At 64.7% G+C, this 24503-nt stretch carries 26 protein-coding genes; 13 read left to right on the forward strand and 13 right to left on the reverse strand.

The window, feature by feature from the left end:
- The first annotated feature begins 15 nt into the window (after positions 1–15).
- On the forward strand, positions 16–2208 hold the full coding sequence (locus tag V8U06_RS06970) for a putative bifunctional diguanylate cyclase/phosphodiesterase (protein WP_427140055.1): 2193 nt from the start codon (positions 16–18) through the stop codon (positions 2206–2208).
- Positions 2209–2315: 107 nt separating this feature from the next.
- Here the strand turns inward: V8U06_RS06970 and V8U06_RS06975 are convergent, their stop codons facing one another.
- Positions 2316–3254, reverse strand: a complete 939-nt coding sequence (locus tag V8U06_RS06975; RefSeq protein ID WP_427140056.1) for a rhodanese-related sulfurtransferase — start codon at positions 3252–3254, stop codon at positions 2316–2318.
- Between the two features lie 57 nt (positions 3255–3311).
- Positions 3312–3797: a CYTH domain-containing protein gene (locus V8U06_RS06980; RefSeq protein WP_427140057.1), complete on the reverse strand. Its 486-nt coding sequence runs from the start codon at positions 3795–3797 to the stop codon at positions 3312–3314.
- Positions 3798–3949: 152 nt separating this feature from the next.
- On the opposite strand from V8U06_RS06980, the gene V8U06_RS06985 reads away from it, so the two are divergent.
- From V8U06_RS06985 to V8U06_RS07000, 4 genes are all read left to right on the forward strand, one after another.
- On the forward strand, positions 3950–4588 hold the full coding sequence (locus V8U06_RS06985; RefSeq protein ID WP_427140058.1) for a 2-dehydro-3-deoxy-phosphogluconate aldolase: 639 nt from the start codon (positions 3950–3952) through the stop codon (positions 4586–4588).
- A 126-nt stretch (positions 4589–4714) separates the two neighbouring features.
- Positions 4715–5407, forward strand: a complete 693-nt coding sequence (locus V8U06_RS06990; RefSeq protein ID WP_226917839.1) for a tellurite resistance TerB family protein — start codon at positions 4715–4717, stop codon at positions 5405–5407.
- Positions 5408–5506: 99 nt separating this feature from the next.
- Entirely contained in the window at positions 5507–6199 is a 693-nt protein-coding gene (locus V8U06_RS06995; RefSeq protein ID WP_427140059.1) for a GNAT family N-acetyltransferase, read from the forward strand.
- Entirely contained in the window at positions 6196–6408 is a 213-nt protein-coding gene (locus V8U06_RS07000; RefSeq protein WP_226917841.1) for a hypothetical protein, read from the forward strand. Before V8U06_RS06995 ends, V8U06_RS07000 begins: the two co-directional genes overlap by 4 nt.
- Before the next feature lie 59 nt (positions 6409–6467).
- Here the strand turns inward: V8U06_RS07000 and V8U06_RS07005 are convergent, their stop codons facing one another.
- From V8U06_RS07005 to V8U06_RS07015, 3 genes are all read right to left on the reverse strand, one after another.
- Positions 6468–7502, reverse strand: a complete 1035-nt coding sequence (locus V8U06_RS07005) for a nickel/cobalt transporter (RefSeq protein ID WP_427140060.1) — start codon at positions 7500–7502, stop codon at positions 6468–6470.
- The gene (locus V8U06_RS07010; protein ID WP_427140061.1) at positions 7496–8137 is read right to left on the reverse strand and encodes a DUF1007 family protein; all 642 of its coding nucleotides are present in this window, start codon (positions 8135–8137) and stop codon (positions 7496–7498) included. Before V8U06_RS07010 ends, V8U06_RS07005 begins: the two co-directional genes overlap by 7 nt.
- Before the next feature lie 71 nt (positions 8138–8208).
- Positions 8209–9114 (reverse strand): LysR family transcriptional regulator, encoded by a 906-nt coding sequence (locus V8U06_RS07015; RefSeq protein WP_427140062.1) that lies wholly within the window; start codon positions 9112–9114, stop codon positions 8209–8211.
- Between the two features lie 600 nt (positions 9115–9714).
- On the opposite strand from V8U06_RS07015, the gene odc2 reads away from it, so the two are divergent.
- Together odc2 and V8U06_RS07025 are read left to right on the forward strand one after the other, a co-directional pair.
- The gene (gene odc2 / locus V8U06_RS07020) at positions 9715–10848 is read left to right on the forward strand and encodes an ornithine/lysine decarboxylase (RefSeq protein ID WP_427140063.1); all 1134 of its coding nucleotides are present in this window, start codon (positions 9715–9717) and stop codon (positions 10846–10848) included.
- Between the two features lie 146 nt (positions 10849–10994).
- Positions 10995–11582: a GNAT family N-acetyltransferase gene (locus V8U06_RS07025; RefSeq protein ID WP_427140064.1), complete on the forward strand. Its 588-nt coding sequence runs from the start codon at positions 10995–10997 to the stop codon at positions 11580–11582.
- A 57-nt stretch (positions 11583–11639) separates the two neighbouring features.
- Here V8U06_RS07025 and V8U06_RS07030 read toward each other — a convergent pair whose 3' ends face one another.
- Positions 11640–12272, reverse strand: a complete 633-nt coding sequence (locus tag V8U06_RS07030; protein WP_427140065.1) for a LysE family translocator — start codon at positions 12270–12272, stop codon at positions 11640–11642.
- Between the two features lie 246 nt (positions 12273–12518).
- On the opposite strand from V8U06_RS07030, the gene V8U06_RS07035 reads away from it, so the two are divergent.
- Positions 12519–12965, forward strand: a complete 447-nt coding sequence (locus tag V8U06_RS07035) for a glyoxalase superfamily protein (RefSeq protein WP_427140364.1) — start codon at positions 12519–12521, stop codon at positions 12963–12965.
- A gap of 3 nt (positions 12966–12968) precedes the next feature.
- Here the strand turns inward: V8U06_RS07035 and V8U06_RS07040 are convergent, their stop codons facing one another.
- The gene (locus V8U06_RS07040; RefSeq protein ID WP_427140066.1) at positions 12969–14132 is read right to left on the reverse strand and encodes an outer membrane beta-barrel protein; all 1164 of its coding nucleotides are present in this window, start codon (positions 14130–14132) and stop codon (positions 12969–12971) included.
- A gap of 248 nt (positions 14133–14380) precedes the next feature.
- Between V8U06_RS07040 and V8U06_RS07045 the strand changes: the two genes are divergently transcribed.
- The gene (locus V8U06_RS07045) at positions 14381–14695 is read left to right on the forward strand and encodes a hypothetical protein (protein ID WP_226917850.1); all 315 of its coding nucleotides are present in this window, start codon (positions 14381–14383) and stop codon (positions 14693–14695) included.
- An 83-nt stretch (positions 14696–14778) separates the two neighbouring features.
- Here V8U06_RS07045 and V8U06_RS07050 read toward each other — a convergent pair whose 3' ends face one another.
- From V8U06_RS07050 to V8U06_RS07070, 5 genes are all read right to left on the reverse strand, one after another.
- On the reverse strand, positions 14779–15513 hold the full coding sequence (locus tag V8U06_RS07050; RefSeq protein WP_226917851.1) for a hypothetical protein: 735 nt from the start codon (positions 15511–15513) through the stop codon (positions 14779–14781).
- Between the two features lie 201 nt (positions 15514–15714).
- Positions 15715–16527: a serine O-acetyltransferase gene (gene cysE, locus V8U06_RS07055; RefSeq protein ID WP_427140067.1), complete on the reverse strand. Its 813-nt coding sequence runs from the start codon at positions 16525–16527 to the stop codon at positions 15715–15717.
- A gap of 9 nt (positions 16528–16536) precedes the next feature.
- On the reverse strand, positions 16537–17526 hold the full coding sequence (locus V8U06_RS07060) for a WD40 repeat domain-containing protein (protein ID WP_427140068.1): 990 nt from the start codon (positions 17524–17526) through the stop codon (positions 16537–16539).
- Positions 17526–18662, reverse strand: a complete 1137-nt coding sequence (locus V8U06_RS07065; protein ID WP_427140069.1) for a CobW family GTP-binding protein — start codon at positions 18660–18662, stop codon at positions 17526–17528. The genes V8U06_RS07060 and V8U06_RS07065 overlap by 1 nt, the downstream gene beginning before the upstream one ends.
- Positions 18663–19347: 685 nt before the next feature.
- Complete coding sequence (locus V8U06_RS07070; RefSeq protein WP_427140070.1) at positions 19348–20139, reverse strand: creatininase family protein; 792 nt, start codon at positions 20137–20139, stop codon at positions 19348–19350.
- Between the two features lie 113 nt (positions 20140–20252).
- Here V8U06_RS07070 and V8U06_RS07075 point away from each other — a divergent pair, with 113 nt between their 5' ends.
- The 4 genes from V8U06_RS07075 (at position 20253) to V8U06_RS07090 (ending at position 23362) form a co-directional block, all read left to right on the forward strand.
- A complete protein-coding gene (locus V8U06_RS07075; RefSeq protein ID WP_226917856.1) occupies positions 20253–20789 on the forward strand; it encodes a MarR family winged helix-turn-helix transcriptional regulator in 537 nt (178 codons plus the stop codon).
- Between the two features lie 57 nt (positions 20790–20846).
- Positions 20847–21875 (forward strand): LacI family DNA-binding transcriptional regulator, encoded by a 1029-nt coding sequence (locus V8U06_RS07080; protein WP_226917857.1) that lies wholly within the window; start codon positions 20847–20849, stop codon positions 21873–21875.
- Between the two features lie 27 nt (positions 21876–21902).
- Complete coding sequence (locus V8U06_RS07085) at positions 21903–22871, forward strand: 2-hydroxyacid dehydrogenase (RefSeq protein WP_427140071.1); 969 nt, start codon at positions 21903–21905, stop codon at positions 22869–22871.
- 80 nt (positions 22872–22951) lie between these two features.
- Positions 22952–23362, forward strand: a complete 411-nt coding sequence (locus V8U06_RS07090) for a hypothetical protein (protein WP_427140072.1) — start codon at positions 22952–22954, stop codon at positions 23360–23362.
- Positions 23363–23369: 7 nt separating this feature from the next.
- Here V8U06_RS07090 and V8U06_RS07095 read toward each other — a convergent pair whose 3' ends face one another.
- Complete coding sequence (locus V8U06_RS07095; RefSeq protein ID WP_427140073.1) at positions 23370–24143, reverse strand: gamma-glutamyl-gamma-aminobutyrate hydrolase family protein; 774 nt, start codon at positions 24141–24143, stop codon at positions 23370–23372.
- Positions 24144–24503: the final 360 nt, after the last annotated feature.

A 24503-nucleotide genomic window follows, 5' to 3' on the forward strand; every position in this document is an offset into this window, starting at 1 on the left:
TGGTCGGAGAAGACGATGCTGCGGCTTGCGCACCACCTTTCAGGCATGATCGGCGCCAGGCGGCTTGCTGTCGTTCTCGGCGTCCTGGTTTCCTTTGCCGTCGTCGTCAGCCTCGCCACCGCTCTCGTCATGATGGCCCTCGGCTTCCTTGCTACCCGCGCCAACGAGCTGGACGAGGAGCGCACCCGCCAGGCCGTCTTCGGTGCGCTCTCCTCCATGCGCAGTTCCATGGTCACCACCGTGCGGGACTATGCGGTTTGGGACGATGCGGTGGGCGCCGTCTATGGTGCGCCCGACACGCCCTGGCTCATCGCCAATTTCGGTCTGGCGACGGAAGGCGGTCCGTTGTTCGACACGGTTTTTCTCGTCGACGAGACGGGCAGGACAATGCTCGCCTATCGAAACGGCGCTCCCCTTCCGGCGGATGCGCAGTCCTATGGCGGCGCGGTGTTCGCGGAACTCTACGGCAAGGTGATGGTGGCGGGGCTGAAGCCCGGCGAAGAGCTGGGCGCTTTCCTGCGCACGCCGGATGGCCCGGCCGTCGCCGCGCTCTCGACGGTCCGCTCGGCCTCCGGGACGGTGGAGGCGCCGGCGGAGGCGCTGCGCACCCTCGTCATCATCCGCCACCTGACACCCGCCCGCATCGCGCGCATCGCCGATAATTTCCTGGTTTCCGGTCTGTTGTTTTCCGACGAAAAGCCGGTTGGCGGCGAGAGTGTCGCCGTCACCGCGCCGGATGGTGGGGCAATCGGCTTTCTCTCCTGGACGCCGGAAGCGCCCGGCGACAAGAGCTATGCGCAGGTGCGTCCGCTTGTGCTGCTGGCGCTCGGCGGCGTCATCTTCTTCTTCGCGCTTCTCGTCCTCACCGGCGCTGCCTTCACCATCCGTCTCAAGGCGGATGAGAACAAGGCGCGGCTGCAGGCGGTCACCGACCGGCTCAGCGGCCTGTGCAACCGCACAGGCCTTTATGCCGGTCTGGAAGACCTGACCGCCCGCGCGGCCGCGCAGCAGTGCGACGTGGTGATGCTCTATCTGGATCTCGACGGCTTCAAGGAGGTCAACGACTTCTATGGTCATGCCGTCGGCGACCGGCTGATCCGCGGGGTTTCGGCCGGCCTGAGCCGTCTCGTGCCAGAGGGGGCCATGCTCGCCCGCATCGGCGGCGATGAATTCGCCATCGCCTTCATCGGCGAGCCCGGCGGACAGGCGGTGGAACGGCTCACGGCGTCCCTGCTCGACTTCTTCGCCGAACCTTTCGCCATCGGCGAGCGGGTCGCCATCGTCGGCGCCAGCATCGGCATTGCCGTGTCGCACCGCGGCGCCGTCGATGGCGAGGAACTGCTGCGGCAGGCGGATGTCGCCATGTACCGGGCAAAGCAGGCCGGCCGCGGCCGCGCCATGCCCTATGACGTGATGATGGACGACGACCGCGACGCGCGGCGCGAGATGGAGGATGCGCTGCGGGCGGCGGTTTCGCGCGACGAGATCGACGTCGTGTTCCAGCCCATCGTGCGGGCAGGCGACCGCTCGGTCTGCGGCGTGGAAGCATTGGTCCGCTGGTATCGCGGCGGCACGACGCCCGTTCCGCCGGATGTCTTCATTCCGCTGGCGGAGGCGACCGGCATCATCGACGCGCTGGGGCCGCTGGTGCTGCGGCGGGCCTGCGAAGCGGCGCGCAACTGGCCGGAGATCGGCATTTCGATCAATGTCTCGCCCGCACAGTTCCGCAATCCCTATTTCCCCGATCAGGCGCTCGGCATCATCGCGGCGGCCGGCATCGAACCGGCCCGTATCACGCTGGAGATCACCGAGGGCTACTTCATCCAGAATCCCAGCCGGGCGAAACTGGTCATGGACCGGCTGAAAGCCGGCGGCGTGCGCATCGCGCTCGACGATTTCGGCGCCGGCTTTTCCAGTATCGGCTATCTCATCCGCTTCGGTTTCGACCGCATGAAGATCGACCGCTCTTTGACGGTGGCGGCGGAACAGTCGATCAAGGGTGGGGCGATGCTGCAGGCGACCGTCGCGCTCGCGGCCTCCTTCGACATGCCGGTCACGGCGGAGGGCGTGGAAACCGCCGAGCAGGCGGCCTTCCTGCATCTGTGCGGCTGTGATCAGCTTCAGGGCTATTTCTTCGGCAAGCCGATGAGCGAGAAGGCCTTCGGTGCGCTCCTCGCGCCGCAGCTCGACGCGCGGGCGGCCGGCTAGAGCAATTCCGGTGGACCCGGGTTCACCTGGTCTCTTGCTTGTGGCGCATATCCGACGCCGAAGCGAAGCCGCTTCGGCCGGAAATGCTCCAGGTCACTTGCCCCAGATTATTTGCCGAGGTGGCGTTCGCCGCGCTGGCGGGCAAGGTCCATCTGCTTCTGCCGCTGGCGGAAGCGCAGGCGGTCATCCTCGCTGCGCGTTGCGTGGCAATGCGGGCAGGAGACGCCGGCCTCGTAGAGCGGCGAGGTGATCTCTTCGGCGGTCAGCGGGTGGCGGCAGGCGCGGCAGAGCTTGTGCTCGCCCTCTTCCAGGCCATGGGTGACGGAGACGCGCTCGTCGAAGACGAAGCATGCGCCGTCCCAGAGGCTTTCTTCGGCCGGCACGTCCTCGAGATACTTCAGGATACCGCCCTTGAGGTGGTAGACCTCGTCGAAGCCTTCCGCCTTCATGAAGGCCGTCGCCTTCTCGCAGCGGATGCCGCCGGTGCAGTACATGGCGATCTTCGGCTTGTTGTGCAGGCCGGTGTTCTGCCGCACCCATTCCGGGAATTCGCGGAAGGTCTTGGTGTTCGGATCGAGGGCGCCACGGAACATGCCGATGGCCGTCTCGTAGTCGTTGCGCGTGTCGATGACGATGGTGTCGGGGTCGGAGATCAGCGCGTTCCAGTCCTCGGGCGCCACATAGGTACCGACGGAGCGCGTGGGGTCGATATCCTCGACGCCCATAGTGACGATCTCCTTCTTCAGCCGCGCCTTCATGCGCAGGAAGGGCATCTCGCTCGCCCAGCTTTCCTTGTGCTCCAGCCCGGCAAATTCCGGCTGGCTGCGCAGGAAGGAAAGCACGGTGCGAATGCCGGCGGCCGGTCCCGCGATGGTGCCGTTGATACCCTCATGGGCGAGCAGCAACGTGCCGCGCACGCCGTTCTCCTCGCACAGCGCCTGCAAGGGTGCGCGCAGGTCCGCAAAACGCGGCACCGAGACGAAATGATAGAGGGCGGCAACGAGGAAACCGGTTTCCTGCGCGGGCGAAGGGGTCGTGTTTGTCATGGCCGCCACATACAGCCTCGCGGCATTTCAGGCAATGCGGCGCGGCGTCGCCGCGGCTCAGGCGAGCCGCTTCAGGCTTGCGCCGTTGCTGGCGCCGAGCGCCATCGACTGGTTGGAATACTGGCTCTCGCCCGTCACCTCCCGGCCCACCCAGTTCGGCAGCGCCGGCTCGTCGTGGATGGAGGAAAGTTCGACCTCGGCGATGACGAGGCCGCGATGGGCGCCGTCATAGACGTCGACCTCCCAGACATGACCCTCGTGCGGCACCTTGTAGCGTACTTTCTCGATCACGTTGCCGATGGCATGGCGCAGCATGTCCTCGGCTTCGTCACGGTCGATGTCGAATTCGTATTCGTCGCGCACCAGCGCCGTATGGCCGACTTTCAGGGTGATGCGCGCGCGCCCGTCGCCGTAGATGCGGACCCGGAGAGACCGGTCGTCCTGGGCAACGACATAGGCTTGCCGTATGGCGATGCCTCCATCTGCGAAGGTGCGCCACCGCTGGCCCGACACCAGGAACTTCCGCTCGATCTCTTTCGCCATAGGCTCGCTTTCGCTGTTGGAGATGGGCATGGGCGAGCGCAGACTACACGAGAAGTGTGTCATGACAAGGCCATATATGATGCTTTAGGCTCGACAGGACCCAGCAGACACGCTATTCCGATCTCAATTCAATCGTTTTAAAAGGTCGTGCCATGAGCGAGAAGAACGCCAAGCTCCTTTCCGTCCTGAAGCTGCAGCCGGTTGTGCCGGTTCTGGTCATCGATGACCTGAAGACGGCCGTGCCGCTGGCGCGCGCTCTGGTCAAGGGCGGCCTCAAGGCCATCGAGATCACGCTGCGCACGCCGGCCGCGCTGGAAGCGATCCGCGCCGTGGCCAACGAGGTCGAGGGCGCCGTCGCCGGCGCCGGCACGATCCTCAACGCCGCGCAGTTCGAGGCGGCGGTGGAAGCGGGCTCGCAGTTCATCGTCAGCCCCGGCACGACGCAGGAACTGATCGATGCGGCCGCCGATTCCGAAATCCCGCTGCTGCCGGGCGCGGCGACCGCCAGTGAAGTCATGGGCCTTCGCGAAGAAGGTTATGAGGTGCTGAAGTTCTTCCCGGCCGAACAGGCTGGCGGCGCGGCCTATCTCAAGTCGCTCTCCTCGCCGCTTGCCGGCACGCTGTTCTGCCCGACCGGCGGCATTTCGCTGTCGAACGCCCGAGATTACCTCTCGCTGCCGAACGTCGTGTGCGTCGGCGGCTCCTGGGTCGCACCGAAGGACCTCGTCGCCAAGGGCGACTGGGCGGGCATCGAGAAGCTCGCCGCCGAGGCCGCCGCCCTTAAGGGGTGAGCCAAGGTTCAGCGGATTTGCAAGCGGGCGGCCCTGGGTCGCCCGTTATGCGTTTGTAATTTAGAACGGGCATTCCTATCTTGCCTTGCAGTCGGCCCCCGCGCGACGAGAGAAACGGAGACGCCCATGTTTGACGCCAAGAAGTTGCTTGACCAGTTCCTCGGTTCGCAGGTGCCCGGCGCGGGCGGAACCGTGCGCGACCGCGCCGGTCAGGTCACACAGCTTGCCAAGGACAATCCGCTCGCCACCATCGCCATTGCCGGCGTGTTGCTCGGCACGGATGGCGGGCGCAAGGTCGCCGGTTCGGCGCTGAAGCTCGGCAGCCTGGCCGCCATCGCCGGCCTCGGCTACCAGGCCTACAAGAATTACCGCGACGGCCAGAACCCGGTCGAGACCGCCCAGGGCGGCACGCCCGAACTCCTGCCGCCGCCGACGGATTCCGGCTTCCACCCCGAGGCGGTCAGCACGGACTTCGCCCTCATCCTCGTGCGCGCCATGATCGCCGCCTCGCGCGCCGACGGCCATATCGACGATGCCGAGCGCGCCCGCATCATGGACAAGCTGAAGGTCTCCGGCCTTGGCGCCGACGCCGCGAAGTTCCTAGAGGACGAGCTTGCCAATCCCATCGATCTCGACGCGATTGTCGCGGCGGCCTCCACCGAGGAGCAGCGCGTCGAACTCTACACCGCCTCGCGCCTCGCCATCGAGCCGAAGTCGCGCGCCGAGCGCGGCTATCTCGACCTGCTCGCCGGCCGTCTCGGCCTCGCCGATGCGCTGGTCGACCATATCGAGGCGACGGTTTCCGCCGCTACCGTCTGACAGGTTGGGGGGGAGCGGCCGAACGCCGCTCCCTCCTTTCCGCATTGCGCCTGTCGATCCGCTGCTCTATCCCTTCGACAAGACCGAAGGAGAAATGTCATGCGCGATCTCAAGGATTGGAAGGGCTGCCCGCCGCCGGCACCCGTGGCGCTCGAAGGCCGCACCGTGCGCATCGAGCCCTATGATCGCGCGAAGCATTTGCAGGCCCTCTGGGACGGGCTCGGCGGCATGGCGATCAACCCGTTGCTGCTCTATTTCACGCAGGCCGATTTCACCGGGATCGAGGCTTTTGACGCCTGGTCCGAAGCGATGATCAAGGGCGGCTGGGTGCGTGAGGTCATCGTCGACAAGGCGGATGGCAAGGTTGTCGGCATGGCGCACTACATGCGGCCGGACCCGGCGAACGGTGTCGTCGAGATCGGCGGCATCGCCCATGGCGGCGGCATGTCGCGCTCGCCGCTGTCCACCGAGGCGCAGTATCTCCTGGCAAAACACGTCTTCGAGGATCTTGGCTATCGTCGCTACGAGTGGAAGTGCCACAATGGCAACGCGGCGAGCAAGCGTACCGCGGCCCGCCTCGGCTTCACCTTCGAAGGCGTCTTCCGCCAGCACATGCTCTCCAAGGGCGAGAACCGCGACACCGCCTGGTTCTCGATCATCGACAGCGAATGGCCCGTCATCGCCAAGGCCTTCGACGCCTGGCTCTCGCCAGACAATTTCGATGCCGGCGGCCAGCAGAAGCGCAAGCTGGAAGACATTCGCGCCGAGATCGCCAAGGCGGGCACGGCATGAGCGCGGACGGCAAGGGCAAGTCGGCGGCCATCGCGGCGCTCGTCATTCTCCTCGGCACGGGCGTGGTGTTCTATTTCGTGCCCCGCATCATGATCGCGCTCGGCGACATCTCGCCCTGGCTGGCGGGCGTGTTCGGCACGCTGCTGGTGCTCGGCTTCTTCCTGCTGTTCTGGCTGCGGGCGCGCTACCAGCGCAACCGGGAAAACTAGGGCCGTTCCGGTAGCCGCATTGTCCAACACCGAAGCGAGGCCGCTTCGGCCGGAAATGCCTAGGCCTGCAAGGCCGCTCCGAGCAGAAGTAATCCCAGGATCATCACCAGCGCCGCGCCGGCGACCTCGATGGCCGTGCCGACGCGCAGGGCCGCCGAGCCGTTGCCGGCGAAGCGTACGGCCGCGCCCTTGGCCGTGACGGCGAGCGTGGCAAGGATGGAGACGGTGATGGCGGTGCCGACGGACATGGCGAGCACGGCAAGCACGCCGCCGAGATAAAGCCCGTTCAGCAGGGCGAAGCTCAGCACGATCAGCGCGCCGGAGCAGGGGCGCAGCCCGACCGCGACGATGGCGGACCATGCCTCGCGGAGCCGGAAGCGCTCGCCCTTCAGCAGCGCTGGATCCGGTGCATGGGCATGGCCGCAGGTGGCGCAGACGTCGCCTGCGTGATGATGGTGATGGTCGTGGACCTCGACCGCCTGCAGCCCGAGCGTGGCGACCGGGCGCTGCGCCGGGCGGAGTTTACGCAGAAGGAGCCAGGCGCCGAAAAGGGCGATGAGCGCATAGCTGCCGATTTCGAGCGCGCGGGTGGCGTCGGTCATCGAGACGGTGGTGCCGCGCAGGAACAGATAGGCCGCACCGACGAGCAGGATGGCGACGACGCCCTGAAGCAGGGCGGAAAGGAAGGAGAGGGCCACGCCGCGCTTCAGCTCCACCTCGTTCGCCAGCATGTAGGAGGAGATGACCGCCTTGCCGTGGCCTGGGCCGGCAGCATGGAAGACGCCGTAGGCGAAGGAGAGGCCAACCAGCGTGGAGGCGGCCCAGGGATTGTCGCGCATGTCCTTCAGCGCCCCGGTCATCAGCCGGTAGAAACCCTGCTGCTGGGCGTTGATCCAGGCGAAGAGGCTGCCGAAGGTGCCCGTCGTGTTGAAGCCCGGCTCGGCCGAGCCGATGCCGAGCGGGGACTGGGCGTGGGCGAGGGTCGCTGTGGCGATGAGGGCAAGGACCGCGACAACTGCGAGGTGCGCCGTGCGGGATACGCCCTTTCCACCTGCCGGCTGGAGGGCAGTGCCAGAAAATGTCCGGTTCAGCATGTCAGCTCCAGCCGCGTGGCGAAGAGCTTGGACATGTCGGTGCCGGCGGGGTCGTTGAAGAAGGCTTCGGTCAGGCTGTCCTGGTTCTGGGCGAGGACCTCGTCCGGGTCGGGGCGCACCACCGCGTGCTTGCAGGCGGCGAACTTGTCGCCGACGGCGACGAGGTCGTCGTCCGAGGCGAAGTCCATCGCGGCATACATGGTGGGATCGTAGACGCCGAAGGTGAGCTTGCCCTTGAGCGGCATGGCCTCGCCCGGCTTGACCGTGAAGAACATCAGCAGCTGGCCGTCCTTGTAGTCGACGTTGATCGCGTCGGGCTTGGCCACTTTCACCGTTTTTCCGTCCTCGGTGATGGTCGTGTAGTAGCTGAATTCCTCCAGCGATTCGAGCACGGTCTTGCCGACTTCGGCCAGCTCTTCCGGATCGAGCTGCGCATTGCTGTTCTTGTCGAAATCCATGACGACGCTGGCGGAGAACATCTCGTCGAAGCGCCAGACATTGCGCAATTCGCTGACCGTGCCGTCATCGCCCGCCACCACTTCCAGCCGCGCTTCTGCGAAGATGTGCGGATGGGCGAGCGCCGCTGTCGGGGCGACGAGCGCGGCTCCGGCGGCGAGAAGAGGAAGGAATCGCATGGAGTTTCAGACCTCTCGGGCGGCGTTATTCGACGGGATGGATGAAGCGCAATTGGGTCGGAATTGGGACCTTACGCCTCGATGCCGGGGTTGCGGCGGAACCAGCCATGCAGGAAGTCCACGAAGGTGCGGACCTTGGCCGGCAGGTAGCGGCGGTGCGGGTAGATCGCGTAGATGCCCCGGTCGGTCGGCAGGTAATCCTCGAGGATCGAGACGACCCGGCCGGATTCCAGACAGGAGCGGGCGATGAAGGCCGGAACCTGGGCGACGCCGAGGCCGCTTGCCGCCGCGCGCACGGCTGCCGTCGGGCTGTTCACCTCGATATGGCCGCCGACCGGCACGGAAAAGCCGGCCCCCTTCTCGTCGACGAAACGCCAGTTGCTGTGCGACTTGCCGTTGGTGTCGATGATGCAGGGGAGGCGCGCAAGGTCGCTCGGATGGTTGATGGGGCCGACGCGATCCAGGAACTCCTGCGTCACGCAGATCTTCAGGAAGAAGTCGCCGAGCTTGCGGGCGATGAGCGCGGAATCCTCGAGCCGCGTGATGCGGATCGCGACGTCGAAACCTTCCTCGACGAGGTCGACGAAGCGGTCGTCCGAGACGATTTCCAGCGAAAGCTCGGGATGTTCGCGGCCGAAATCGATGAGCGACTGGCCGATATCCGCATCGACGAAGGTGCGCGGGGCGGAGACCTTCAGCTTGCCGCGCAGGTCCGTGTTCTTCTCGCGCACGAGATCGGCAAGGTTGTCGATCTCCTTCAGGATGTCGGAGGCGGTGCGGTAATAGGTATGCCCTGGCTCGGTCATCGAGAACTGGCGGGTGGTGCGGTTGAGCAGCAGCGCGCCCAGCTCGTCTTCCAGCTCGCGCACATATTTGGAAAGCAGCGCCTTGGACCGGCCGGTCTTGCGCGATGCGGCGGAAAAGCCTTCGGCATCGACCACGTCGATGAAGGCCCGGATTCGGGTCAATGTATCCATGCGTCCCCACTTGGATGCCTGCCGCAGGTCCGCTTGGGAGGCGGGCGGCGAAGCTGCGGCCAAAAAGCGGCGGCCGGTGCGTTATATCCGATCTTTGAAAACCAGTCCGGCGAATGTCGTGGCTGCTGCAATATTTTCAATAGCAGGCCGCAAAAAACCTCTTGATTACGACAGCGATTCTTCTTATCTCCCGGCTTGCCCAAAGTCGCACGTGCCTGTGGGTGTCCGCCGACCCTCGATTTGGTGAGGATCATCGGTAAGGTACCTGGAACTAACCGCTCCAGTCGCTATTCCGGCCAACCGGGAAATGCGAGGACATCTTGAAGCAACGACGGTGCGGGCCTTTCTGGTGTCTGCCGGCTTTCCATCAGCCGGGGTTACTGAAGAGGCACACCTTCATTGCCGGACGTGCGGTCGGGTTCTCCCACCAATCCATGGCAGACAAAGCGAATTGAAGCCTAGGCGGGCTTCGGTTCACCGTTCGCGCAGTTGCGCATGCTTGGTTCCGGGGTCTCCACCGGCTGGTTCCAGAGCATTCCCGCATCTGCCCTTTGTCCTCTGGGGTTTCCCCGGAGCAACCTGGATATGGGGAATACCGAGATGGCTTCTGCACGTATTATCGACTTTCTGAACACCCGACGTCCCGACGGCCCGTGCCTCGTGGTCGATCTCGATGTCGTGCGCGACAACTTCAAGGCCTTCCGCCATGCGCTGCCCGACAGCGCGATCTACTATGCCGTCAAGGCCAATCCGGCGCCGGAAATCCTGCGCCTTCTCGCCAGCATGGGCTCCAACTTCGATTGCGCGTCCGTCGCCGAAATCGAAATGGCGCTCGATGCCGGCGCGACCGCGAGCCGCATTTCGTTCGGCAACACGATCAAGAAGGAGCGCGACATCGCCCGCGCCCATGTGCTCGGGGTCTCCCTCTTCGCCGTCGACAGCCATGAGGAAGTCGAGAAGATCGCCCGCGCCGCCCCCGGCGCCCGCGTGTTCTGCCGCGTCCTCACGGATGGCGAAGGCGCCGAGTGGCCGCTGTCGCGCAAGTTCGGCTGCGTGCCGCAGATGGCCGTCGACGTGCTCGTCTACGCGCACCAGCTGGGCCTTGCCTCCTACGGCGTCTCGTTCCATGTCGGTTCGCAGATGACGAAGCTCGACGCCTGGGATTCGGCCCTTGCCGATGCCAAGCGCGTCTTCGTGCAGCTGAAGAAGCAGGGCATCGAGCTGAAGATGGTCAACATGGGCGGTGGCTTCCCGACGAAGTACCTGCGCGACGTGCCGTCGGCCGAAGCCTATGGCAAGGCGATCTTCGGCGCGCTGAAGAAGCACTTCGGCAACCAGATCCCGGAAACCATCATCGAGCCGGGCCGCGGCATGGTCGGCAATGCGGGTGTCATCAAGGCGGAAGTCGTTCTCGTCTCGAAGAAGTCGGACAACGACAACCACCGCTGGGTCTTCCTCGACATCGGCAAGTTCGGCGGTCTCGCCGAGACGATGGACGAGGCGATCCGCTACCCGATCCGCACGGCGCGCGATCAGGACGAGATGGAGCCCTGCGTGCTCGCCGGCCCGACCTGCGATTCGGCCGACGTGCTCTATGAGAAGAACATGTATCCGCTGCCGGTCACGCTCTCGATCGGCGACGACGTTCTGATCGAAGGCACGGGCGCCTATACGACGACCTATTCGGCCGTCGCCTTCAACGGCTTCGAACCGCTCAAGGCCTACGTCATCTGACCACCCGGCGCTCCCGTCCCTGCGGGAGCGCCAATCTTCACAATTCACGAAGCGGTCTCTGGAGACGCCCTGCGGCTCCGGACCCTCAACTTTGGCATGTTCCGCTCGGCGCGCCGGGCGCGGCATGCCGTGCGGGAGGCCCAGAGATGGCCACTGTTCTTGACTCTGTCCGCGCGTTCTTCGCGCATGCCGCCTTCACCATCGACCGGGAAAATGCCGGCGATATCGTTGCGCGCGAGCGCCTGCTCGACCGCGTCATGGGCGAAGCCCGCTTCCGCAAATCCTCGGAAAAGCTGCGCCGCAATCGCCTGCCGGCCGAGGGCCTCGCGCTCGTCGCCCGCGATGCGGACGGTCATGTCATCGGCACGGTTCGGCTGTGGAATGTCGAGGCGGGCGTCGATTCCGACGGCAATGCCGTTCCGGCCCTGCTGCTCGGCCCGCTGGCCGTCGATTGCCAGCACGAGGGCAAGGGCATTGGCGGCGCGCTGATGCGCGCGGCGATCACCGAGGCGCGTGATCGTGACCATGGCGTGGTGCTGCTCGTCGGCGATCCCGAATATTACGAGCGCTTCGGCTTCTTCGCCGACAAGGCGCAGCACCTCGTCATGCCCGGTCCCTTCGAGCGTCGCCGTTTCCTGGCGCTGGAGTTGAAGGACGGCTGGCTTGACGGCGCCGCGGGCATGCTCGTCGCCAGCGGTCGCCGCCTTGCGGCGGATCTGCGCAAGGCGGCCTGACGGCCCACACCTATCGGAGCACCCACCGGAACCTTGCCTGGCAAGGTCCCGGCCGGATCAGTTCGCCGCGCGGCGATAGAAGGCGAGGGAGCCGGCAAGCGCCAGCAATGCGCCGCCGCAGATGCGGTCGAGCCAGCGGGCGCCCGACTGGCGGAGCAGGCGGATGGCCTGCGAGCCCAGCGCCGCGTAGCCAAGCATCACGAGGAAGTCGATTGCCGCGAAAACCAGGGCGAGCAGCAGATATTGCTGTGCCTGCGGCGCTGCCGGGTTGATGAACTGGGGCAGGAACGCGGAAAAGAAGAGATAGCCCTTCGGGTTCGTGACGGCGACGAGGAGGCTCTTGGCGAAGATGGCGCGCGGCGTGCCGATGCTGGCCGGCGCATCGTTCAGCGCATTGCCGAGGGAACCGGTGGAGCGGAGCATCTGGATGCCGATGAAGGCGAGATAGCCGACGCCCAGCCACTTGACCACGCTGAACCAGAATTCCGAAGCGGCCAGCAGCGCGCCGAGGCCGAGCGCGACGGCGCCGATCAGGACAAAATCCGAGAGCACGGCGCCGAGCATGCCAGGCAGGGCACGGCGCAGGCCATAACGCGAGCCGTTGGTCAGGGCGAGCAGAACGGTGGGGCCGGGGGTGGCGATGCCGATAAAGGCGACGGCGGCGAAGGCAAGCAAGATGGCGAGCGTCATGGCGGTTCCTCCCGGCCGAATTGCTCCCATGCCTGCCGCCGGGATGCAAGGGGCCGAAGCACGGCGATTTGACATCGGCGCGGCGAATGCTTATGTGCGGGTCAAGGGTGAGAGCCCCTGCCGTCCGCGAGCGCAAGCTTTGGTGAAGTCTCTCCCAGAATAATCGGTCTTCCAGCATCACGCATGCGAACCGGTGGCAATGCGGGCCCCCTCCGAAATGACGCATGCCATGACTGGAGATCCGACATGCGTCCATCACCGACGCCCCTACCATCCCTCGATGCCCTGAAGGACCAGGCAAAGCGGCTGCGCGCGCGCTTTTCCGATGAGGGACAGCCCCTTTCCCATTCCCGCGCGCTCGAACTCATCGCCGCCCAATACGGCTATCGCGACTGGAACACCTTGCATGCGGCTGCCGGCAACAGGCCGGCCTTCAATCCGTGGATGCTCGGCTCGCGCGTGCGCGGTCATTATCTCGGCCAGCTCTTCGATGCGCAGGTGCTGGGTGTGCAGGCCCTGTCCAGCCAGCCCGGCCGCTACCGGATGACCCTGCATTTCGACGAGCCGGTGGATGTGGTGACCTTCGACAGCTTCTCCGCCTTCCGCCAGCGCATTCATTGCACGGTGGACGAGACGGGCCGGACGGCGGAAAAGACCTCGAACGGCCGCCCGCATCTGGAACTGGAATGGTAAGGTTCAAAACGAACCCGAGAAACGCGCCGCAAGGCCGTCGACCTTGAAGTCGGCGGCCTTGTCCGTTTCGCGGCGGACGAGATGGCTGTATTCCAGCGCCAGCGCCGCACCCTTCGCCAGCGTGTAGCTCAGCGTCGCCACGGTGCTCGTCGTGCGGGTGCGGTAATCGTAGTAGAGCCAGTCGCTATAGGCCTGCTCGAAGGCGAGGGCGAGCTTCAGCTTTTCCGTCAGCGCCTTTTCCAGTGACAGGCCGACCGTGCGCACGTCCTCGCCGAGCGGATCGTCGATATCGGCAAGCTGGATGTCGCGCGACAGCGTCGCCTTGAACACGGTGTCCGCGGGAAGTTGCCAGGCGAGTTCGGCCTTCAGGAAGGGGCGGGTGGGATCGACTGACTTGCCGAGGTCGGAACTGGCGACGCGGACAATACCCGCTTCGGCCATCAGCGTGATGCCGTTGCCGAAGGCGCGGCCATAGGCGAGCGAACCGCGCAGCGTCCTGGCCGGGAAACGCTCGAGCGCCTGTTCGTCGGCGGGAATGTGGTTGGTCCGGTATTGCAGTGTCACGCCGACCTCGCCGCCGAGAAGCGGGCGGATATGGCCGCCGGTCAGGTCCAGGAGCCGGTTGCCGGCCTCCAGCTTCGTGCGCGGCAGTCCCGCCAGGGTGAAATCGGCTTCTCCGCGGTTGAGGTTGGCAAGCGCGACGGTCGCGTGGCTCTTGCCGCCGCCCTGTTCCACGGTGATGCCGGCGCTGGCCGCCGCGGCGATGTCCTCCTTGCTGTAACCGATCGTCAGGCCGGGCAGGGCGAGGAACAGGTCACCGTCCCGCCGGTGCTCGATGCCGCCCTTGAGCGTGAGCTTGATGGTCTCGCTGAGATCGACGATATAGCCGGCTTCCAGACCGACCTTGCGCTCATCGACGAAGCGGTAGCGCGGAACACGCCGGCCGCTCACGGTCAGCCCATAGGCGAATTGCGAGTCTTCCAGGTCGAAACTGCCGCGCAGACCGAGCTTGACCTCGCTGAAAGAGGCCCGAAGCTGGGTCGGGTCCTTGAAAATATTCGAGGTCCAGCCGCCACCGGCGCTGTAATCGATGGTTGAACCGGCTTTTGCCGGGTTGTGAATCGCCAGCGCGAAGGCCACGCAGAACACACCATGAAGAGAACGCATCGGAATCTGCCCTGTCCGTTTCTGGAGCAGAATCCTAGAGTTGCATGGTTAAAATTTCTCTCAATGGTTGAGTTTCACCCTTGAAATGCAATTTTCTATATTGAAAGTTGTATTCGGTTCGGACTCGTTAAACTTGTCTATGTTATGGTTAACTCTTTGCTATATATGGCAAATCGGGTTGAGTAAATCGGCGCTTATATTACCTTCGATTGTGTACCAACGAGGTGCACAACCAAAGGAGAGAGAGCATGAACAAGACCCGCATCATCGCCATCGCAACCGTGATCGCCCTCGCTGGCGCAGGTCAGGCTTCCGCTGGCGGCCTTCTCGGCGGCCTCGGCATTCTGAACGGCAACAAGACGAAGACCGGCGGCATCGTGATTGCCCCGAGTGTTGGCGTTGGCGTCGGCAACATCCTCAGCGACAACGATGGCAACAACATTCTGAATGGTGTGCTCAACAACAATCTGAACGGCACCCTGTCGGGCGTGCTCAACGGCAACGTTCTTGGCATCCTGGGTGGCGGCGGCAGCGACTGCGGCTGCAAGAAGCGTAAACACTGACCGCGCCTCCCCCCGCCCCGTCCCCGTGGTCAGTGGACCCGGGAGAGCATTGCTCTCCCGGGTTTTCCGTCTGAAGGACGGCGTTACTTGCGCTTCAGGGCGCCGATGCCGAGGAAGCTGCCCTCGACGGAGTCGTATTGCTGGACGAAATCCCAGGCGTCGAAATCGGTCTCGGCCTGCTTGAGGTAGTTCCAGAAGATCGTCGTGGCGATGCAGGCCTGCGAGGAGACGTCGTGGTGCACGATGATGTTTGCGGTCTTGCGCACCAGAAGATGGTCGTTCATCACGCCCTGCAGCGAATGGTCGCCGTCGATGAAGACCATGTCCGGCTTGAAGGTGCGCAGATATTCCGCGACCTTCGGTGAGGTCGAGTAGTCCTCGATATAGTGCACCGGCGTGGAGGAGAGCTCGCGATACTTCTCGATGAACGGCGTCGGCTTGATCGGATCGATGGCGAGGGAGAATTCCAGCGGGGCGCCGATCTTCTTCAGCCATTCGTTGACGAGGATGAAGGTGCCGCCCCAGCGGCAGCCGATTTCCGTGTAGTTACGGACCTCGCGCCCGTTATGCGTCAGCCAGACGAGGTAGTTGGCAAGCTGCGACGGGTACTGCCACAGATGCAGGCCCTTGCCGAAATAGGGGGCGAGTTCGCCGGGCTGCTCGTGCAGGGATTCGTCGTTGAGGCCGAGTTCGAGGACCAGCTCCTTTTCGATGTAGTCGACGTCGTAGCACTTTGCGAAGGGCAGGTTGCGGATCGTCTCCATCGCGCGCTCAACCGAGCTCGAGATGCTGGCATAATAGTCGTATTTCTCAATCATCCGAAACGTCCTTTGCTGATGCCCGGAGCCGGCCGATTTGATGGCGCTCGGCTTTGCGGGATCGGATAAGCGTGCATTCGATCTCGGCCACAGGCGAGATTGTCCCCGGGAAGCACGCAGCCGTCGTGACCCAGGCTACCCGCCGGACGTGTAGAGACACAGGCTTGCTTCAAGCTGGCGGGCCGCGATGGCGGGGGATTGTCAGTCGATCTGCTGGTTCATGGTCGCGGCCGGGCGTTCCTCGGCGGCGTGGTGGCGGACGACCCTGGCGGGCACGCCGGCGACGGTGCTGTGCGGCGGGACAGGGTCCAGGACGACGCTGCCCGCGGCGACCTTGCTGTAAGCGCCGACGTCGATATTGCCGAGGATCTTGGCGCCGGCGCCGATGAGGACGCCGCGGCGGATCTTCGGATGGCGGTCGCCCTTGTCGCGGCCGGTACCGCCGAGCGTCACCTGCTGGAGGATGGAGATGTCGTCCTCGATGACAGTCGTCTCGCCGATCACGATGCCCGAGCCGTGGTCGAGCATGATGCCCTGCCCAAGGCGTGCGCCGGGATGGATGTCGAGGCCGAAGACGAGGGAGGCCTGCGAGGAGAGCCAGCGGGCTGCCTCCATCCGCCCCGCCTGCCAGAGGCGATGGGCGAAGCGATGGACCTGCAGGGCCTGGAAACCCTTGAGATTGAGAAGAATGGTCAGCGGATCGGGATTGGCCGGATCGCGCGAGACGATCGCGGCGATGTCAGCTTCCGTTTCGGCGAGAAGCGCGGCGTCTTCGACCGACGAAAGGATCTGCGCGGCGAGCGCCCTGTCGCCCGGACGATGGGCGAGGCGGGCGGCCAGCGTGCCGATCAGCATCTGGCGGCCGGTCGCGGCCTTCAGGACCGGGAGCAGGAGGTCACGTAGAAGCGGCTGCGCGGCGGCAAGCGCCTCGGCCGCGGTGCGGATGGCGCGCCAGACGGTTCCTTCGGGCCGTGCGGCCGTGGAAAGCACAGAAAGGCTCGCCAGGTGCGCCACGACGATCTCCTATCCCGCCAGATCGATCACGCCGGAATCGCCGGCTTCGCTGGCGAAGGCGAGCAGCTTGCCGTTGCGGCTCCAGGCCATGGACGTGACGGCGCCCTTGCCGGGGCGGCGTAGCAGCACTTCGCGGCTGTCGGCGAAGCGGGCGGCGAGCACCATGCCGTCGGAATAGCCGATGGCGACGACGTCCTCGGCCGGATGGCAGGCGACGGAGGTCACCATGACGTCGGCGCGGGTGCCGAGCTCCAGCGGCGGCTTGCCCATCGGGCCGTCCTTGGCCGAGAAGGGCCAGACGATGGCGGCCGGTGCACCGGAAGAGGCCAGCCACTTGCCCTTGGCGGACCAGGAGAGCGACTTCACCTTCGTGGGGTAGCCAGTCATGCGCATGTGGCGGGTTTCCGCGCCGGGCTTGGTGTCGAGCTTCCAGCCGTGCAGGGCGTTTTCCTGCATGCTGGTGACGACGAAGCGCCCATCCGGCGAGAAGGTGATGCCGGTATGGGCGCCCTTCCATTCCAGATCGACCGGCTGGGCGGCCGTCGCCACCCAATGCAGCGACGCGCCGTTGTAGCGGGCGGCGCCGAGGCGCAGGCCCTTCGGCGCGAAGGCGATGCCTTCGACCGAGCGGGCCTCGGTGAATTCCTTGATCGTGCCGTCCGCGAGGCGCACGCGCGCCGTCCGGCCCTCGGCAAAGCCCACCGCACCCTGCGGACCGGCGGCGACGACGGAGATCCACTTGCGCGGCACTTCGGCAACCAGCGTGGCGGTGCCGTCGGCGGCAATGCGCTGCACCTTGCCGTCTTCACCGCCGGTGATCAGCGTGTCGGTCGCCTCGTCGCGGATACAGGCGAGCAGGCCGTCATGCGCCTCGGTGACCTTCTGGCCATGATCGAGGCGATGGACGGCGCCGGAGGCGGTGGCGAAGAACGGCACGTCGCCGAGGAAGGCGGCCGCGACGACGTGGCCGTCGAGATCGAGAGGCGCGACTGTCGGCATCAGTTGTTTTGCGCCTCGCAGGCCTTGAACGTACGTTCGATCTTCTCACGGTCGAGATCGCGACCGATGAAGACGAGGCGGCTTTCACGCTTCTCGCCGTCCTTCCAGGCGCGCTGGTGATCGCCTTCGACGATCATGTGCACGCCCTGCACGACGTAGCGCTCGTCGTCGCCGGCAAAGGCGATGATGCCCTTGAGGCGCAGGATGTTCGGGCCGTCCGTCTGGGTAATCTTCTGGATCCAGGGGAAGAAGCGGTCCGGGTTCATCTCGCCGCCGCGCAGCGAGATCGACTGCACCGTCACGTCATGGATCGGCGAGACACCGTGGTCGTGGTGATGGTGGCCATGATCGTGATCGTGGTGGTGATGGTCGTGATCATGATCATGATCATGATCATGATGGTGGTGATCGTGGTCGTGACCATGATGATGGTGGTCATGGCCGCAATCCGGGCCGCAGACATGGTCCGGGTGATCGTGGTCGAGGAAGTGCGGATCGTTTTCCAGCGCCCGTTCCAGGTTGAAGGCCCCTTGGTCGAGAACCTTGGTGAGGTCGATCTCCGAGCGGGTCGTGCGGTGGATGCGGGCCGAGGGATTGATGGCGCGCACGGTCGCTTCGATCGTCGCCAGCTCCTCGGGAGAGACGAGGTCGGCCTTGTTGACGAGCACGACGTCGGCGAAGGCGATCTGGTCTTCAGCCTCGCGGCTGTCCTTCAGGCGCAGCGGCAGGTGCTTGGCATCGACGAGCGCGACGACGGCGTCGAGTTCGGTCTTCTGGCGAACGTCGTCGTCCATGAAGAAGGTCTGGGCGACCGGCACCGGATCGGCGAGGCCCGTCGTTTCCACGATGATGGCGTCGAAGCGGCCGGGGCGGCGCATCAGGCCTTCCACCACGCGGATCAGGTCGCCGCGCACGGTGCAGCAGATGCAGCCGTTGTTCATTTCGTAGATTTCCTCGTCCGACTCGACGATCAGGTCGTTGTCGATGCCGATCTCGCCGAACTCGTTGACGATAACGGCGTATTTCTTGCCGTGGTTGCCGGTGAGGATGCGGTTGAGAAGCGTCGTCTTGCCGGCGCCGAGATAGCCGGTGAGCACGGTGACGGGAATGGGCTTGGGGAGAGCTGTTTCGGTCATGGGAACCTCGAAGAAGGGGACGCGCGTCCGTCGTTGCGACTGATATAGGAGATCGAACGGGCGAGCGCAAATACCGCAGACGAGCACGCTGCCGCAAACCATCGCCCATCCAGGCCCTGCCACTCCAGCGGATCAATTGTGCCGCGCACATCGATTGACGATCAGTCAATCAAACCCTGCAAAATTCACTCCTGCGTATACTGAGCTTCATATGTCCAACTCTTGAAAGTTGAGGTAATTTTGATCAAAATAAATGTGGCTCGACGAATAACTTTGAGAAGCGCGGGAGCTAAAGGGTGGAATTGTCAAATTTTATTATGTTTTTGTACGTATTACAGATTATTTCCCTTTTTGCTCTTAGCGTCTTCTCGTCTTATGAGTTGCGAAAATTGGCTAAAGAAGCAGGTGGTGAGAACGCGTTTCTGCGGTATACTCCACCTCTTTTTGTAGAGGTCAATACTTCGCATCCAGATTGTCCAGAATGGGTGGCGAAAAAATACCGATCAATCCTCAAAACCACGTCGTTTATATTTGTATTGTGGCTTTTCTCTTTTGGTTTTCTCAATAAGACGGTGGAGCTTTATCCGTGGTTAGATTTTAAACGGCACTAATATCTTTTTAGCCAGTCCATTATGAAGTTGCAGCAAATCGATGCCGATGATTTTCGGCTGATCCCCAGCGTGCTCTAGACAAGTGTCCGCACGTCGAAGGCCGCGACATCTTCCAGCAGGGCGACGAGGCCGCCGATGGCATGGGCGATCAGCCGCTCGCCCTTTTCCGCCGTCGCGGCGCTGGCATCGCCTGCCACGCCCTTCGGGTTGAGGTCGGCCATCTTCCAGCCGAAGGCATGCGGACCATAGGCGCGCAGATGGGCGAAACGGGCGGCAAACTCGGCCTGCCGCGAACCGAAGCGCTCGGCCTTTTCCATCTTCACCCGGTCGGGATGGAGGGCGAGCATGACGGAGGTTTCGATGTCGCCGCCATGGATGTCGATGGCCTTGTCTTCCGGCGCGATCCAGCCGTCCGGCTGGCCGAAACGGGTCCAGGCGGTGGCGACGACGAGCATGTTCAGCCGCACGCGCGCTTCCGTCGCCACGATGGTCATCAAGGGCGAATTGCCGCCATGGGCGTTGAGCAGCACGAGCTTGCGGATGCCGAAGCGGTGGAGGTCTTCGGCAATGCGCAGCCAGCGCTCGATGGCGTCGGCATAGGGAAGGGAGCGGGTGCCGGCTATGTCGAGATGTTCGGGCGAATAGCCGACCGACTCGGTGGGCAGGACCGTCACGGGCAGGTGAACGGGCAGCACGGCCATCAGCCGTTCGGCGATGCCGTCGGCGATCAGCGTGTCGGTTTCCAGCGGCAGGTGGGGGCCATGACCCTCATGCGCACCGAGCGGCAGGACGGCGATCCAGTCGGCGCGGTCTTCCGGCGTCAGCATGGGGTCGTTCTCGGTCCACCGCATCTTGGGATGCGCCATGGCGTCTCTCCGATCCTTACTTGCCGCCAGCCTTGGTCCTCTGTCATACAGGGCCGAGCCCGCGATGCAAGGGCGATACTGGGACGATGCTGCGGCGGTGCAGGAGGCGATGCATGGGCAAGAAGCACAAGGACGGCAAGGACGGGAAGAAGGCCAAGAAAAAGAAGGCGCACGAAGACGTTTCGGGCGCGGGCCTTGCCGCTGCCGTCGTCAGTGCCGCCCGCTCCATGCGGACCGTGCTGTCGCGCAACCTGCTCGCCACCGGCCTCTATGCCGGGCAGGACGGGGTGATCCTCGCACTTTCGGAAGAGGGCGGGCTGACGGCCGGCGCGCTTGCGGTCCGGCTCGGCGTCAAGGCCCCGACCATGACGCGCACCATCGGCCGGCTGGAGGCGCAGGGCTTCGTCGCGCGCAGGCCGGACGAGACGGACGGGCGCCTCACGGTCGTGCATCTCACCGAAGCCGGGCGCGCTTCCGTCGGGCATATCACGGAGGCGGGCCGGCTCAGCGAACAGCAGGCGGCCGAGGGGCTCAGCGAAAAGGACGTGCGCAATCTCCTCAAGCTGTTGCGCGCAATGGACGAGAACCTTCATGCCGCCCTGCCGGATGCGTCTCGCAACGGCGAAAAGACGGTTGCCGACGACATTTAAACTGTTTAAATAAACGGTTTTAAAGCCGCGTTGCTGCGCGTTCGTCGGGGAGGGATCGTGGCACAGAAAATCAAGCTTTCCACCATCGCGGAGACGCTGGGCGTTTCCACGGCGACGGTGTCGCTTGCGCTCCGCGACAGCCCGCTCGTCGCTGCCGCAACGCGCGACAAGATCAAGGAACAGGCGCGCGCGCTCGGCTATATCTACAACCGCCGGGCCGCGAGCCTTCGCACATCCCGCTCGGGCATCATCGGCGTCGTCGTGCACGACATCATGAACCCGTTCTATGCGGAAATCCTGAAATCCATCGAAAGCGAGCTGGACCGCGACCGGCAGACCTTCATCCTCTCGAACCACTACGATTCCGTCGAGAAGCAGCGCAACTTCGTCGAGACGTTGCTGCAGCTCGGCGGCGACGGGGTCATCATGTCGCCGGCCATCGGAACGCCGCCGGAGGATATCCAGCTCGCCGAGGACAACGGCATGCCGGCGATCCTGATCGCGCGCTCCATCGAGGGGCTGGACGTGCCGATCTTCCGCGGCGACGACAGCTACGGCATCTCGCTCGCCACCAATCACCTGATCGGCCTCGGCCACCGCACCATCGCCATGGTAGGGGGCACGGACCAGACATCGACCGGCCGCGACCGCTACCAGGGCTATGTCAATGCGCTGCGCAAGGCCAATATCGAGGTCGATCCGGGCCTGCGCATTCCCGGCCCGCGCACCAAGCAGGGCGGTTTCGAGGCGGCGGTGCATTTTCTTTCCCTGCCGCAGAAGCCGACGGCTGCCGTCTGCTGGAACGACCTCGTCGCCATCGGCCTGATGAACGGCATCGCCCGCGCCGGGCTCGTGCCGGGCCGCGACGTCTCCGTCACCGGCTATGACGACCTGGAGGAGGCGGCGATCGCGACGCCCGCCCTTACCACCGTCTGGAACGGCCAGTCCGAGGTCGGGCGCAACGCCGCCCGCGCGCTGCTCGACAAACTTTCCGGCAGCCATGAGCCCGATGGCATTCATCTCATCAAACCGGAAATGCGCATCCGGCAATCCACCGGACCGCTGAAGCCTCATCCGGAAGGCTGAGCCCACCCGACCAGAGGAGGTTTTGCCATGGCGGCCAAGACACGCATTCTCGTGCCCGGCACGATCCGCGAGCGGGTGCTCGATCGCCTGAGGGACGATTTCGACATCGTGCGTATCGAGCGGGCCGATCCGTCGCTGCTCGCCCGTTCGGAGGCCGCGAGCATCGCGGGTGCGGCCGTTTCCGGTTCCTTCGGGGCGGCGCTGATCGAGCATCTTCCGGCGCTCGAAGTCATCGCGAGTTTTGGCGTCGGCTATGACGGCGTCGATGTCGCGGCCGCCGCCGCGCGCGGCATTGCCGTCACCAACACGCCCGATGTCCTCAACGATGAGGTGGCCGACACCACCATCGGCCTGCTGCTCAACACGGTGCGCCGCTTTCCGCAGGCGGAAGCCTGGCTGCGCGAGGGGCGCTGGAAGCGCGAAGGCGCCTTTCCGCTGACGCCGCTCAGCCTGCGTGGCCGCCGGGCCGGGATCTACGGCCTCGGCCGCATCGGGCAGGCGATTGCCGAGCGGCTGAAGGGGTTCGGGCTCGATATCGCCTACCACACCCGCCGCCCGCGCGAGGGCGTCTCCTATGCCTATTACCCCTCGCTGCTGGAACTGGCAGGCGCGGTCGATATCCTCATCGCCATCGTGCCGAAGACGGCGGACACCCATAAGACCATCGACGCGGACGTGCTGCGCGCGCTGGGGCCTGATGGCGTTCTGATCAATGTCGGACGCGGCTGGACGGTCGATGAGGCGGCGCTTGCCGATGTGCTGCGGGATGGTGTGATCGCCGCCGCGGGCCTCGATGTTTTCTACGACGAGCCGAATGTACCGGAGGCGCTGCTGGGGTTGCCGAACGTCTCGCTGCTGCCCCATGTCGCCTCGGCCTCGGTGGTGACGCGCAATGCCATGGCCGATCTCGTCGCCGACAATCTCTTCGCCTGGTTCGATCGCGGCGCGGCGCTGACGCCGGTGCCGGAAACACCCTTTACGCGAAAAACGAGGTAGGGGCCGGAAAGCCTTCGTTAACCTTTCGGCAAGTTTGCAGGCGCATGCTTTTCCCATCGAGTCGCCGACGGAGAAAAGCCATGAAGACACTGACGATTGCCGTTCTGGCCGGTGCCGTGTCGCTGGGTCTCTGGAATTTCATGAGCCAGCAGGCCCCGGGCGTGGACCCCGTGGTTTCGGGCTCCATTCCCGCGCGCGGGGCGGCCGGGCACAGCTATACGATTTCCAACGTGGTGGCGAACACGGCCTGCCTTGGCGAGCGCGGCAGCCCGATTTCGAGCCGCAGCGCCCGCTTCGTCGCGGGAGCGGATTGCGATAGCGTCTGGCCCGGTCTTTCCAAGGCGCGGACCTGGACCAACAATGGCGACGGCACGGTCGTCGTCGCGGATGCGCAGGGCGAGGCGATCCTGACGGTCGTCGACGGCGACGGGCTTGCCTATGAGGCCGTCGAGCCCGCCGACGCGATGGTCACGATGATTTCAGCGGACTGACGGCGGCCTATTCGGCCGCCTGTGCAATGCCGGCCTTGGCGGCGGCATAGTCCCGCACGGCCTTACCAAATGCGGCGAAGAGCTTGTTGGAAGGCTGGTCGGAACCCACCCAATATTCCGGATGCCACTGCACGCCGACGGCGAAGGCCTTCGCGCCGATGACCGAGACGGCTTCGATCGTGCCGTCCTCGGCAAGGGCTTCCACGGCAAGGCGCGGCGCCTTTTCGGAGATCGCCTGACGGTGCAGCGAATTGACCTGAATCTCGCCGGCGCCGATCACCGAGGCGAGGCAGCTGCCTTCGTTGACCTTGACGGTCTGGCGAATGCCGTAGGCGACATCCAGCACGGGCGTATCCGGCTTGCGATGGTCCCACATGCCGGGCTGGTCCTGGATCTCGTTGGCAAGCGTGCCGCCGAGAACCACATTGAGTTCCTGGATGCCGCGGCAGATGGCGAGCAGCGGAATGCCGCGCTCCAGCGCGCGCTCGATGAGCGGCAGGCTGGTCGCGTCGCGCGCCCTGTCATAGGGGCCTTCGGCGTCGGTGGCTTCCCTGCCGTAGAGCGAGGGATGCACGTTGGTGCGCGAGCCGCTGACCAGAAGCCCGTCCACCCGGTCGAGGATGCCGTCGAAATCGTTGTCGGCTTCCAGCGCCGGCACGAGGAAGACGGTGACGTCTGCGCCCTTGACGGCGGCGCGCACATACTGGTTCGGGGTGGCCTGCCAGACGTTGCCTTCGATTTCCCTGATGTCGGCGGGAATGGCGACGACGGGTTTCGACATGATGGGCTCCGGAAAAAGAAATACCAAAAGAGGATTTGCTATCAAATCCCGCGCCAGTCAATTCCCCCTTTCTGGCGAAATGACGACAAAAAGGCGGGTTTGAGCGGTACCGTGTCGCCCGCGCATCACGATACCCTGCTAGTTTTGAGGGGGCTGGCGAAGGGAGGGCGTTAACCACGCTCCTGCAAACGAGGATTGCAATGCAAGTTTCTCGCACTTTCATTCGCGCAATACTCTATCGCGTCGGAGTCAGGAAATTGCGCGACGCATGTATGGCAGGTTGAGTTTCTTTGCGTGAAACTTGTTATTCTGCAATATTGAGTTGAAGAGAGCTTCCCTTGGTTGAAAAGGCGTGCAATA

Origin of the sequence: Shinella sp. G-2 (assembly GCF_050172695.1) — a bacterium.
Classification (GTDB): Bacteria; Pseudomonadota; Alphaproteobacteria; order Rhizobiales; family Rhizobiaceae; genus Shinella.